Below are 13,456 nucleotides of genomic sequence, written 5' to 3' on the forward strand. Positions count from 1 at the left end.
ATGAGATGATGGCTTTATTTTTATTCTTTTATCGTAATATATTCTTTAATTTCAATACTATCTTCAACAGAGCGAACCATTGGACAATTCTTTCTTGCTAGCTTTAAATTTCGTTCTAATTTTTCTAAGCTTATATCTGTTTTTCCTACTTCAAAATGTAAAGTAATCTTAGTAATTTTATTTGCCTCATCTGGATTTCTTTCTACATCAGCAGTAATTTCCAACTCGTTAAGTTCCAAACGCTGTTTTACTAGAATTTTACGAAATACAGAACCACTACAGCCAGCAATAGAAGCAACTAGTAATTCTCCCGGGCGGAAACCATGCTCCTTTTCACCAGACATCTTTAATGTACCATGAGGTAATTCTGTTTCTATTCCAGTTTCAGTTAAAATATATTTCATTTTCTGTCCTCCCAAATATTCTTATCATAAAAGTACTTATATCTATTATAGATGGACCTATTATGAAAAAACAAAAATTTGAGTCTATAAAAATATCTTCTTTCTTCTTATTTAAGAATAATAGATATTAAAGTCATTAATAAAAGCGATATCTCGCTATTAAAGAAGTTATTTGACTAAAAAATAAGGCTGTTTGAAAAATCAATCTTAATGATTTCAAAAACAGCCTTACTTATATGTTTATATATATTTACTATTCCTAGCTTCTAAACGATCTTGGAAGAATCCGATAATGATACAAATTGGCCAATAAATAAAGGCAACTAATATATATAAGGTTAGTGAATCAAATTCTCGCCCTGCTACAATTTGTGCCTTTTGAAATAACTCTGGCACTGTTATCACCGCAGCAAGTGATGTTGCTTTCACAATATCCATAAACACATTGGTTAATGGTGGAATTGCAATTCTTGCAGCTTGAGGAATGATAATATGAAATAAGGTTTGCCAGTAAGTTAAATTTAATGCTCTCGCTGATTCCCATTGCCCTCGATCAATACTGTTCAAAGCGGATCTATTAATTTCTGCAATATAAGCAGCACTATTTAAACCAAATCCTAATGAAGCTGCTGTCAGTGCTGTAAATTGAATTCCAACAACAGGCAATCCAAAATACAGAATAAATAAGAATACAAGCATTGGCGTACCACGCATAAAGGATATATAAATACGAGCAGGCCAGCGTAAAATTATCTGATTAGATCCACGCATTAAAGCTAATGGCATACCAAGTGCTAGTCCCATTGCCATTCCAATAATAGATACAAGCAAGGTTATTGGTAGTCCTTCTAAAACAAATGGGAGACTTTCTATTGCTAATTCAATATTAAATAATCCACCGAAATCAAACCCATTGAAGTCCATTTTTATCTACTCCTATAAATCTAACCCTTCAATTTCCTGAATATCACCTTCTGGTTTCTCTGATGCATCTTCAATATAGAACTTCTTAGCTAATTCGGATAATGTACCATCTTCACGCATTTCAGCTAATACTTCATTAATTTTTTCTGTTAATTCGTCTTCATCTTTTGGTATAACAACAGCTTGCTCTGTTGGATGAATTTTTAAATCTGGGTGTAAATGGATATCAAATTCTGGAAATGCTTCTACACCAAATTTTGATAAATAATAATCATTAATAATTACATCTGTTCTTCCATTATGCACATCACGTAAATATGCTTCATTTGGCGCATTTCCGTATGTAATAATTTCCGCTCCAAAATGCTCAGCAATTTGTCCGAAAATAGTTGTTGCTCCACCACCATACTTCTTACCTTCTAAGTCCTCTAATGAGTTAATTCCTGAATTATCTTCCTTACGCACGACCATTGTTGTATAGGAATATTTATAAGGCTCACTAAAATTAAATTCTTCTCTTCTTTTATCTGTTGCTTCGATATCATTTGCTGCTACATCAATTCTGCCACTATTAATTGCTGGTAACATACTATCAATACCCATGATTTCAAACTTCACATCAAGATCTAAACGTTTAGCAATTTCTCGCATTACTTCTACATCATAACCTGTTAATTGGTCTTCTGTTTCTTCTTCCCCATCAAAGTAAGATGCTGCAATCAATGTTCCAGAAGTACCAACTACTATTTCACCCGCTTCTTCAATTTCTTCCCAGCGGTTTTTGTCTCCATCACTACTATTACTACAAGCCGTTATCAGTAAAACGGACATAAATATAAATAAACAAAGCCATTTTTTCATTATGAAACTACGCTCCTTTTTTATTGTTATATTTTTTTTACAAGACTTATTGTAACAACAATCCACTCTACATTCAATGTTTTTAACTCTGTTACATTATTATCAACCTATCTGTATTAATAAAAAGACAACAAAAAACAGGCTCTATATTTTTATAGAAACCCGTTTTAAATAATGCTTAATCTTCGTCATTTTTATCAATTTTTTCTTTTATTAATTTATCTTTTTTATTCACTGCGTTAATTACGCCACCTGTAATAATAATAATGCCAGAAATGTAGAACCAAATCATTAAAATAATTACTGTACCTAAGCTTCCATAGGTTGCTGAATAATTTCCAAGTGTATTTACATAATAGGAGAAAGCGAGGGAAATTAACTGCCAACCAATTGTTGCAAATAAAGCTCCCCAAAGAACTTCTCTCAATCTAACCTTTACATTTGGAATGAAGATGTACAATGCTAGTAAAACAAGAAAGATAGCTGCCGAAGAAACGACCCAGCGTAAGGAGTTCCAAATGGGTACAAATTCATCTGATAAACCAACGAAAGAAAATAGATATATCCCAATCATTTCACCAAATATCGGTAATAAAAGAGAAATAATAATAACAAGTACCATTGCGATTGTCATTGCCACAGCAATTAATCTTGAAATAAGAAAAAACCTTGTATCTTCTACTCTATATGCTTTATTCAATGCTTTTGTTATCGCATTTAAACCATTAGAGGCAGACCATAGAGTACCAACGATACTAATGGAAAGCAATCCTCCATTTTGCTGACTGAGTAGCTGTGATACATTTGTATTAATAAAGCTCGCAATTTCTGTTGGCATATAGTCACTGATAAAATCAACAACAGAAATCTCATTTAATGGTAAATAACCAACTAAAGTAACTACAAAGAGAAGGAAAGGAAACAGAGATAGTAAAAAGAAATAGGATAACTGAGCAGCTAAACCGAGTACATCAGCATCTCCAATTCCTTTTACTAACCGTTTAGAATATTCAATGATTTTTTGCATTTAACTCCCCCTCTTTATTTCTATTATTTTTTATCCACTACTTTTCCAATCGTTTTTTCTACTTGTTCTAAAGCATTGATTGCTCCTTCTGTTGTAGAAGCAATTCTTTGATTAAAAGAATCTACTGCCTTTCGAACTCCTCCTATTGCTTCTGTTGGATTTTGAATACATTGCTTCGCACAGTTTGATGTACTTTTCATTTTCTCTACAACATATCCTCGAGCATCTTTATTAAACAAAGCTACTATTCCACCAATCACAGCACCTGCAATAATTCCTTGACATAAAATTCGTTTACCCATAATTACCGCTCCTTTAAACATTTATATTAGAGTTGTCTTGATTTCTTTCAATAAATTTCTGCATCCGAGTGTGACAAGTTCATATGTATAATTAAAATCTCCTGTATAATATGGATCTGGAACATATGTCACATCATCATCTTCTATGAAATCCGTTAATTTCGCAAGTACCACATCATCATTTTCTTTTTTCAATTGTAAATCAGCAATATTTTGATCATCCATCGCAATCATATAATGAAAAAGATGCCAATCTCTAGTATGTATTTGTCTTGAAGTAATGCCATGATGACTAATTTGATGCTTTTCTAATATTTCCTGTGTACCTTGATGAGGTGGCTCACCTGCATGCCAACCGGCTGTCCCTGCAGAGTCTACCATGATTTGATCAGCTAATCCTTCCTCTTCAACCAATTTTCGAAAAACAGCCTCAGCCATCGTCGAACGACAAATATTTCCTAGACAAACAAATAGAACACGTACCATTATCATGTCCCCTTTTTTCTCTATTATAAAAATATAAAATAAAAGCTTCAAGTTGATAAAACGAAACTGTATAAATCCTACTGTTTAAAAACTTCTATACATGTTGGATCATTATTTTTAGCTTTGTTAATATAATCAGAGACTGGATATGCTGTGAGAGGCTCCATTTCTATACATTGTAAAAAGTGATAAGCATTCATCGCTCGATTCATCTCAGGCCTAATCCACTCCTCTTCATTATCTTTTGGTAAAATAATCGGCATCCGATGATGAATATTTTGCATAAAGGCATTAGATTCCCTTGTTAAAACAGTACAAGTAAAAATAACCTTATCTCCTTGTTGCCAGCGGTCCCATAATCCGGCAAAAGCAAATAGTTCTCGATCTTCTACTTGAATACGGTAAGGTTGGTTTGTTTCCTCTGTTTTATGCCATTCATAGAAGCTATCCGCTATAATTAAACATCTCTTGCGTGCCATCAAATTTTGAAAACTTAGTTTTTCATGAGCTGTTTCACTTCTTGCATTAAATATTTTATAAGCCATTTTTTCGTCCTTTGCCCAGGATGGTACAAGACCCCAACGTAAATATCCAGCACGTCTTTCTTTCCCATCATGAATAACAACCAATATTTTACGCCCTGGAGCAACATTATAACTAGGTTCAAAGTCATTTATCTTATTTTGAATTTGAAATGCTTCTATTAATTTTTCTTCATCCACTAGTATGGTATAACGTCCACACATTTACGCACCCCCTATTCTCTTATCTATTTTATCATTCTCAAGAGGAAAACGACCACTCATACATCACCTCAAAAAAGAAAAGAGTGATTGAAAAGCGCTTATATCATGCACTTTCAATCACTCCTTATTGAATCAAATCTTTATTTACCAATAAACTGTTGTGTCCAATGATTTCCTTGCTCTACAAAACCAACACCAATATGAGTGTAATTAGCATTTAAAATGTTTGCACGGTGACCTGAACTATTCATCCAAGCTTGTACAACCTCTTGTGGTGTTCTCTGTCCTTTGGCAATATTCTCACCTGCTGTTTGGTATGTAATGCCGAAAGAACGCATCATATCAAATGGTGATCCATATGTTGGACTTTGGTGATCAAAATAATTTTTTGCAGCCATATCACGAGATTTTTCACGAGCAACTTTACTTAATTCTTGATCTACTTTTAATGCAGACAAACCATTTTTAGCTCGCTCTTGGTTTGTTAATTCAACAACTTGCTGTTCAAACTCACTAAGCTCTGTTCCAGCATTGTCTGTCTCATTTTGTTTTGGCGGATTATTTTGTTCAGTCTCTTGCTTCGGTGGAGTTGTTTGTTCCACTTCTTGTTTTGGTGGATTTACTGGCTCCGCTTCTTGCTTCTCTTGCTCTTGTTTATCTTGATCTTGTACTTCTTGTTCTTGCTTATCTTGCTTATTTGGCTTCCATTGCTTCTTAGGAGTTTCTCCATTTATTCCAAAACAGTTTGAAAAATAATTTTGGAATATCTTTATCGCCTGTGCATCATCTGCAACAAAGCGTACATTCTCCTTCACCATATCTGGTTTAGCAGCTGCCTCTGCTGCTGGTATTGCTCCTCCGAAAATAAGAATGGAGCCTGTTGCTATAACGGCAATAACTTTCTTAAACATCTTTGCATCTCTCCCTTTGTTTTTTCTTACGCATTTATCTTAACACCAGTTTTTTTGTCATAATTACGGGAGAATTTGCCAAATGTCTATTCTAGGCCTTCCTTTCTAACAAATGCTTTTATATCTATATTTTTTCATTAGTAAAAAATCCCTTCGCTAACATAATTTAGATGTAATGGCGAAAGATACATAAATATGACTATTGACAACTTTTTTCAAGCCGACTTTTGTTACAAACGTCCCTTTTTTTGTAATCATTTTGTTACTTTTATCATCTAAATAAAACATTGATATAGAGCGCTTTATTAGCATTTCAATACCATTTTTTTACAACTGAATAACTACCCCCAAAAAACCTCTTCTGCATGAGAAGTTTATAGGTAGTAATATTTTTAGTATTTATGCTTTGAAATAACGATGTCCAGATTTTTTTAAACTCGCCTCACTATTAATGAGGGGTTAGCCCCCTTCCTTAAATCTGAGACATTTATCAAAGCTGTTATTTTAGTTTCAATTGAGGTTTAACATTTGCTAAGTAGGCTAAATTTAAAAGAAGCAGAAACCTTATATTGAGCAAAGATAAATGAATAATGAAAAGGATCCAAACGAGATCTTTCATTGGAGTAACCTTATAAAAGATCTAATTTGAGCAATAGGAAGTCAACTACTGGCTGCCCTTGACGCACTTAATTGAATGTTATTGGAGGATTATTAATATGTTAGCAAAAGCAGAAATCGGGATAGACTTAGGTACAGCAAATGTACTCATTCATGCGAAATCAAAAGGAATTATTTTAAATGAACCAGCAATTGTTGCTATTGATACACAAACAAATCAAGTAGTTGCAGCAGGATCAAAAGCAAAGAACATGGTAGGTAAGACACCACGTCATATTCGATTAGTCCAACCTTTGCGTGGTGGAGTTATTGCAGATTTCGAAATAGCAGCCCAAATGCTAAAGGAATTTATGCAAGTAGCAAGTAAGAAGGTAGGTAGTTCTTTAAGAAAGCCGACAGTTGTTGTTTGCGTTCCTTCTGGAAGTACAGCAATTGAACGACGAGCAATTCATGATGCGGTAGTAAGCTTTAGCTCAAAGAAAGTATTTCTAATTGATGAACCTGTTGCCGCAGCAATTGGTGCTGATTTACCGATTGACGAACCTGTTGCAAGCGTTGTAGTAGATATAGGTGGGGGAACTTCAGAAGTTGGCATTATTTCCTTCGGTGGAATTGTATCTGGAAATGCCATTCGAGTTGGCGGAGATGATATTGACCAAGAAATCGCACTTCATATTCGTAAGCAACATAATGTTTTAATTGGAGAGCGCACTGCAGAACAAATAAAAATAACGATTGGAAATGCACAAAAAAATCATGAAAAGGAAACAATGGAAATTCGCGGACGTGATCTTGTAACAGGATTACCGAAGACAATCACTATTACCTCTGATGAAATTCATGAAACAATTGAGAGTGTACTATCACAAATCTTAGAAAATATTCGGGCTGCACTAGAAAATTGCCCACCGGAATTAAGTGGAGATATTGTCGATCAAGGTATTGTTGTTACTGGTGGAGGTGCTTTATTAAAAGGAATGAAAGAATGGCTAACTGAGGAACTAGATGTACCTGTACATCTTGCTCCAAGCCCTCTTGAATCTGTAGCTATTGGTACAGGCCGCTCCGTTTCAATGATTCATAAACTGCAATGGAATATGAAAATATAGGATATTCCGCTTATGACTTGGAGAAAATCCATTTTACATTGATTTATTTTAAAGAAGATTATAGAATGAGAGTTAGATTTTACATTTAGGAGGATTATTAAAAATGACGCATATGAGACTTCGATTCCTAACTTTGAACCAGTAATTAAATACGTTCAAAGGCTCTGTTTTGTGTTTGCAGAGTAAACGGGATAAGTCTGTCCTTTTTTAATAACCTTTATGTCATATAAAAATATATGTAATATAGAGAAAGGCGGATTTTTCTGCCTTTCTTTATTTTTTATATTAAATTTAGCCATTCTTTGTTTTTACCAAAGACAGGTTTATTTGCTGATGGGCTCTAATGGCCTCTCATTAAATAAAGATGGGTATTTCCCTTTACTCTCCAGTCGCAAGCAGGTGCTTGTGATTTTTTTATGGAAAGGAAGAGGAAATATGCAGACAAAGAGAAATAAACGAATGAAAAAAATAAATCATGGGAAACCACCAAATTTTTCTGGACAGCATTTAATGCATAATAAGAGGCTGGTCCATGAGATTATAGATCAAGCAAAAATCAACACAGATGATTTAGTATTAGATTTAGGTGCTGGAAAAGGAGCTTTAACAGCTGTTTTAAATAAAAAAGCGAAGCATGTACTCGCTGTGGAATATGATAATAAGTTCGTTGAAATTTTAAAACAAAAATTAGGCGATGATCCGAATACTAAAATTATTCATCAAGACATTTTGAAGATTCATCTACCAAAGCAACCATTTATCGTTGTTTCTAATATCCCATATTCTATTACTACACCAATTATGAAAATGCTGCTAAATAAACCTTCAAATAGTTTTCAAAGAGGTGTTATTGTCATGGAAAAAGGCGCTGCTAAAAGGTTCACATCGCATTTTGTGAAAGATTCATATGTGCTCGCTTGGAGAATGTGGTTTGATATTAGATATGTTAAAGGAATTTCAAGAAATAATTTTTCACCACCTCCAAAAGTAGATTCAGCGATAATTACAATAAATAGAAAGTCTAAACCACTTGTACCTATTAACGATTATTTAACTTTTTGGGGATTGATTGATTTTGCTCTTAAAAATCCCCAATCACCTATTGATTTTGCACTAAGAGGTGTATTTACCCCAACTCAAATTAAGCATTTAAAAAGAAATCTTCGAATAAATCATGAGTCTCCAGTTGCGACTTTATCAGAACAGCAATGGGAAGGCATTTTTGAAACAATGATAAAGCATGTTCCAAAATTTAGATGGCCGAAGATAAATCAAGCTAAAATAAAACATTTTTGAATTGTTATGGTTGATTAAAAGGCGAGCTTTTAAATTCAATACGCAAATTTTTCTTCTATTGAAGAAGTTTTTAGACGATAATTTATTCTTTTTTATATAAAATTTAACTTTTTCGTGATATTACCTAGCATTTGCTTATTATTCAGAATATAATAGAAGATAAGAGTCATGTATAAACATCTCACCATGTGATAAACACATGACCATTCCAAATTATCTATATAAAATAACTGCAATAATCTGTTCGCAGTTCCATTCCAGAACTATCCCAACAGATAAAGGCCAGTTCAAGTCGACTTGTTGCTTTTTTCCGTAGAAAGTGGGAGTTGATTTGAAGTGGCCACTTTTTGATATATCATGTTTTTAGAAGGGAGTGAGAATGTGGCTGGCGCATTAAATAATATTCGTATTCTCGACCTATCTCGAGTTCTTGCTGGCCCCTACTGTACAATGGTTTTAGGCGACTTAGGTGCAGAAGTGATTAAAGTGGAAGCACCTGGTGGCAGTGATGAAACTAGAAAATGGGGACCGCCTTTCCAAGAGGGTGTAAGCGCATACTACTTATGTGCAAACCGAAATAAGAAAAGTATCACAGCAAACTTGAAGTCTGAAGAAGGAATAAAGATAATTAAAGAGCTTGTTAAAAATAGCGATGTCATTATTAATAACTTTAAAACAGGCACGATGGAAAAATTTGGTCTCGACTATGAGACGTTATCGGAAATCAATCCAAGTATCGTGTATGCATCCATTACAGGGTTTGGCGAAAATGGACCATATAAAGATATTCCAGGTTATGATTTTATTATCCAAGCAATGAGCGGATTGATGAGCATTACGGGTGATGAAGAATCTGGGCCTCAAAAGCTTGGTGTTGCGATTGTTGATGTACTTACAGGACTTTATACAACCATTGGTATTCAAGCAGCTTTACTCGAAAGAACAGTATCTGGTAAAGGGCAGAAAATTGATATTTCCCTTTATGATACAGCAGTAAGCTCCCTTGTTAATATTGGTAGTAACTACTTAATGTCTGGTAAAATCCCTCAAGCACTTGGGAATTCCCATGCTAATATTGTTCCATATCAAACGTTTAAAACACTTGATGGAGAAATGGTGATTGCTGTTGGGAATGATCATCAATACCGTGCACTATGTAATGTATTAGGAAAACCAGAGCTTGGAAATGATGAGAGATTTTTAACAAATCCTGATCGTGTAAAACATCGCGATATCATTGTACCGCTACTACAAGAAGTATTTTTAACAGAAACATCTAATTATTGGCAAGAAAAATGTCATGAGAATAATATTCCTTGTGGGGCTATTCAAAACATTGAACAAGTTACACAAGATCCGCAGCTCCAAGCTCGAAACATGTTTATTGAGCATGAACATCCAGTTGCGGGAACCATTAAAATGATTAATAGTCCATTGAAATTATCTCGTACACCAGTAAATGTGAGACAACATCCTCCAGAGCCTGGTGAGCATAATGATGAAATTATTAATCCATTGAATTTATCAAAAGAATAATAAAACCATTTAGGAGATGAAAATATGAATTTTGATTTCACAGAAGAACAGGATATGTTACGTAGTACAGTAAGAAGCTTTGTTGATAAAGAGATTATTCCAAATATTTCTGAATGGGATCGTCAAGGAAAATTTGATCCAGCGATCTTTAACAAATTATCTGAATTAGGTTTAATGGGTGTTTGTATTCCTGAAGAATATGGCGGAAGTGGAATGGATTATAATTCTTTAGCTATTGTTTGTGAAGAGCTAGAGCGTGGAGATACAACTTTCCGTACAGCTGTTTCTGTACATATCGGTTTAAACAGTATGACTCTATTACAATGGGCAAATGACGAGCAAAAGAAAAAATATCTAGCACCACAAGCTGTAGGTGAGCAAATTGGTGCATTTGGATTAACAGAACCTGGCGCTGGTTCCGATGTTGCTGCAATGCAATCAACTGCAACCAAAGATGGCGATCATTACATCTTAAATGGTTCAAAAACATGGATCTCTTTATGTGATGTTGCAGATAACTTCATCGTATTCGCTTATACAGATAAGTCGAAGAAACACCATGGAATTTCTGCATTTATCGTAGAAAGAACAATGGAAGGATTCTCTTCACAAGCAATCAAAGGAAAAATGGGTATTCGTGCTGGTAACACAGGAGAAATTTTCTTCGATAATATCCGTGTGCCAAAAGAAAACCTTCTTGGTGAAGAAGGTGAAGGATTTAAAATTGCAATGGCTGCATTAGATAATGGACGTTTCACTGTTGCCGCTGGAGCAGTTGGACAAATTATGGCTTGTCTAGAAGCTAGTGTGAGCTACTGCCATGAGCGTGAAACATTCGGACAGCCGATTGGTAAGCATCAATTAGTTCAACAAATGATTGCTAACATGGAAGCAGGACTTCAAATGAGCCGCTTACTTGTTTATCGTGCGGGTGAATTAAAGAACCAAGGAAAGCGTAATACTCGCGAAACTTCATTAGCTAAATGGCAAGCATGTGATTTTGCTAATAAGGCTGCAGACGATGCAGTACAAGTTCATGGTGCATACGGATTCTCTGATGAGTACCCAGTAGAAAGATTCCTACGTAACTCTAAAGCACCAGTTATTTATGAAGGAACAAGAGAAATTCATACCATTTTACAAGCAGAATATGCTTTAGGTTATCGTGAAGATAAACCTTTAAACAAAATGCTACCTGCTTGGAATAATTAATTAAAAAACTTGATCAGATATCGTACCTCAACAATAGAGCGTACGATATCTTTTCTATCACTAATATCATAGTTGGAGGGATAATAAATGTTCGAAAAACAAACAAAAAGTATTTTTATTAATGGAGAATGGCAAGAACTAGGCCGTACAGAAACTGTTTATAATCCTGCTACAATGGAAGCTATTACAGAGATTGCTTATGGTGGAGCTGAAGAAGCAGAAGCTGCAATTGCTGCTGCAGATGAAGCTTTTAAATCATGGAGTAGTCTAACTGGACGTGAGCGTTCAAAAGTTTTATATAAAGCATATGAACTTATGGTAGAAGATGCAGATCGTCTTGCTACTATTTTAACTTCAGAACAAGGAAAGCCTTTCGCAGAAGCAAAAGGAGAAATTCTAAGTGGCGCAAGTTTCCTACTCTGGTATGCAGAGGAAGCTAGCCGTGCATACGGAGAAATTATCCCTGCCCCAGCAAAAGGAAAGCGTCTTCTAGTTATCCCACAAGCAATTGGGGTAGTTGGGGCGATTACACCTTGGAATTTCCCTAGCTCAATGATTACTCGTAAGCTTGGTCCAGCATTAGCTGCTGGTTGTACAGTTGTACTAAAACCTGCTGGTGTAACACCACTTTCTGCAATTGAATTAGTGAAAGTTTTTGAACGTGCTGGTTTACCAAAAGGTGTTATTAATTTAGTAACTGGAAATTCACAAGAAATTGGGAATGCAATGTTAACGAATAAGAAGGTTCGTTTAATCACATTTACTGGCTCTACTGAAGTTGGAAAGCACTTAATGCGTGAAGGTGCTAACCATGTGAAGAAGCTTGCATTAGAACTTGGTGGACATGCACCAATCCTAGTATTTGAAGATGCTGATATTGAAAAATCAACTACATTAGCATTAGGTAGTAAATTCCGTAATGCTGGTCAAACTTGTATTTGTGCAAACCGTTTATACGTTCATGAATCCATTGCTGAGAAATTCACTACTCGTTTGAAAGAAAAAGCAGAAGCAATGAAAATTGGTAATGGTTTAGAAGAAGGTACTGAAATTGGTCCACTAATTAATGAACAAGCAATTGAAAAAGTAGAAGAACATCTAAATGACGCATTAACAAAAGGAGCTGCCGTTATTACTGGTGGTTCGAAATGGGATGGAGATTTAGAGGGTAATTTCTATAAACCTACTATTATTTCTAATGTTAAAGATGACATGATTATCATGAGTGAAGAAACATTTGGACCAATTATTCCAATCCAAACATTCAATGATGAAGATGTTGCGATTGCTAAAGCAAATGACTCCGATTATGGTTTAGCTGCTTATGTATTCACTGAAAATACAAGCCGTGCTGTTCGTGTATCTGAAAAATTAGATTATGGTATTGTTGGTGTAAACGATGTATTCCCTGCTACACCAGAAGCTCCATTTGGAGGAATTAAACAATCAGGTATCGGTAAAGAAGGCGGTCATTACGGACTTGAAGAATTCATGGAGCAGAAGTTTATTTCTTTAGGTATTGATGAATAAGAATTACAATAAAAATAGGTGTAAGGGCTTTTAATACCCCTTCACCTATTTTTCCTTTTTTGTATACAATACATATTGCTTATATAAGTCCTTTAATGCTGATTCTAGCGCACTTCCAGCTTTCCCTAGATAATGTCCCTTTACTTGCTCGACAGGAAATTCGATACCGTCTTGCAGACTATATCCTCGTAATAAATGTTGAACAAATTCGCGACCATGCAATGTTGCTAATGTACAGCTTGCTGTTACAATAACCCCATATTTCTTATCAATTTCAGCTGTAATTGTTAATGTTTCATAGATGCTTTTTGCAGCCATTCCAGATGGAAGACGTGCATGCCCTGCAATAAAAACTGTGTTCATACTAATTCCTACCTTATCATTTATTTCACATGGATGATTATACAAGCTTATAGAACGATAGTCTATCAAGAAAATTAAGATCAGGCTAACCAAGATACTTTAAATAAGCATCCTCGTTATAAAAAGTTGAT

General features: G+C 34.8%; 14 protein-coding genes. 5 read left to right on the forward strand and 9 right to left on the reverse strand.

Going from position 1 to position 13,456, the window contains the following annotated elements; all coding sequences use genetic code 11:
- Positions 1–20 precede the first annotated feature (20 nt).
- The 8 genes from AB4Y30_RS13385 to AB4Y30_RS13420 form a co-directional block, all read right to left on the reverse strand.
- Entirely contained in the window at positions 21–404 is a 384-nt protein-coding gene (locus AB4Y30_RS13385) for an OsmC family protein (protein ID WP_368652720.1), read from the reverse strand.
- Positions 405–644: 240 nt separating this feature from the next.
- On the reverse strand, positions 645–1,328 hold the full coding sequence (locus tag AB4Y30_RS13390) for an amino acid ABC transporter permease (protein ID WP_368652721.1): 684 nt from the start codon (positions 1,326–1,328) through the stop codon (positions 645–647).
- 12 nt (positions 1,329–1,340) lie between these two features.
- Entirely contained in the window at positions 1,341–2,189 is an 849-nt protein-coding gene (locus tag AB4Y30_RS13395) for a transporter substrate-binding domain-containing protein (RefSeq protein WP_368652722.1), read from the reverse strand.
- 178 nt (positions 2,190–2,367) lie between these two features.
- Positions 2,368–3,216 carry a YihY/virulence factor BrkB family protein gene (locus tag AB4Y30_RS13400; RefSeq protein ID WP_368652723.1) on the reverse strand — a complete coding sequence of 283 codons (849 nt, stop codon included), beginning with the start codon at positions 3,214–3,216 and terminating at the stop codon, positions 2,368–2,370.
- A gap of 23 nt (positions 3,217–3,239) precedes the next feature.
- Positions 3,240–3,518, reverse strand: a complete 279-nt coding sequence (locus tag AB4Y30_RS13405; RefSeq protein ID WP_368652724.1) for a YtxH domain-containing protein — start codon at positions 3,516–3,518, stop codon at positions 3,240–3,242.
- Positions 3,519–3,539: 21 nt separating this feature from the next.
- The gene (locus AB4Y30_RS13410; protein ID WP_368652725.1) at positions 3,540–4,004 is read right to left on the reverse strand and encodes a low molecular weight protein-tyrosine-phosphatase; all 465 of its coding nucleotides are present in this window, start codon (positions 4,002–4,004) and stop codon (positions 3,540–3,542) included.
- A 77-nt stretch (positions 4,005–4,081) separates the two neighbouring features.
- The gene (locus AB4Y30_RS13415) at positions 4,082–4,750 is read right to left on the reverse strand and encodes an SOS response-associated peptidase (protein ID WP_368652726.1); all 669 of its coding nucleotides are present in this window, start codon (positions 4,748–4,750) and stop codon (positions 4,082–4,084) included.
- A 140-nt stretch (positions 4,751–4,890) separates the two neighbouring features.
- On the reverse strand, positions 4,891–5,661 hold the full coding sequence (locus AB4Y30_RS13420) for a CAP domain-containing protein (protein WP_368652727.1): 771 nt from the start codon (positions 5,659–5,661) through the stop codon (positions 4,891–4,893).
- Positions 5,662–6,377: 716 nt separating this feature from the next.
- Here AB4Y30_RS13420 and mreBH point away from each other — a divergent pair.
- From mreBH to AB4Y30_RS13445, 5 genes are all read left to right on the forward strand, one after another.
- Positions 6,378–7,388, forward strand: a complete 1,011-nt coding sequence (gene mreBH, locus AB4Y30_RS13425; protein ID WP_368652728.1) for a rod-share determining protein MreBH — start codon at positions 6,378–6,380, stop codon at positions 7,386–7,388.
- 435 nt (positions 7,389–7,823) lie between these two features.
- Positions 7,824–8,684 (forward strand): 23S ribosomal RNA methyltransferase Erm, encoded by an 861-nt coding sequence (gene erm, locus AB4Y30_RS13430; RefSeq protein WP_368655228.1) that lies wholly within the window; start codon positions 7,824–7,826, stop codon positions 8,682–8,684.
- Positions 8,685–9,065: 381 nt separating this feature from the next.
- Positions 9,066–10,220: a CaiB/BaiF CoA transferase family protein gene (locus tag AB4Y30_RS13435; protein WP_368652729.1), complete on the forward strand. Its 1,155-nt coding sequence runs from the start codon at positions 9,066–9,068 to the stop codon at positions 10,218–10,220.
- A gap of 24 nt (positions 10,221–10,244) precedes the next feature.
- Positions 10,245–11,432: an acyl-CoA dehydrogenase family protein gene (locus AB4Y30_RS13440; RefSeq protein ID WP_368652730.1), complete on the forward strand. Its 1,188-nt coding sequence runs from the start codon at positions 10,245–10,247 to the stop codon at positions 11,430–11,432.
- Positions 11,433–11,519: 87 nt separating this feature from the next.
- Positions 11,520–12,962: an NAD-dependent succinate-semialdehyde dehydrogenase gene (locus AB4Y30_RS13445; protein WP_368652731.1), complete on the forward strand. Its 1,443-nt coding sequence runs from the start codon at positions 11,520–11,522 to the stop codon at positions 12,960–12,962.
- A 45-nt stretch (positions 12,963–13,007) separates the two neighbouring features.
- Here the strand turns inward: AB4Y30_RS13445 and AB4Y30_RS13450 are convergent, their stop codons facing one another.
- Entirely contained in the window at positions 13,008–13,325 is a 318-nt protein-coding gene (locus AB4Y30_RS13450) for a DUF3870 domain-containing protein (RefSeq protein WP_368652732.1), read from the reverse strand.
- Between the last annotated feature and the right edge of the window lie 131 nt (positions 13,326–13,456).

Origin of the sequence: Ornithinibacillus sp. 4-3 (assembly GCF_040958695.1) — a bacterium.
Taxonomy (GTDB): Bacteria; Bacillota; Bacilli; order Bacillales; family Amphibacillaceae; genus CALAMD01.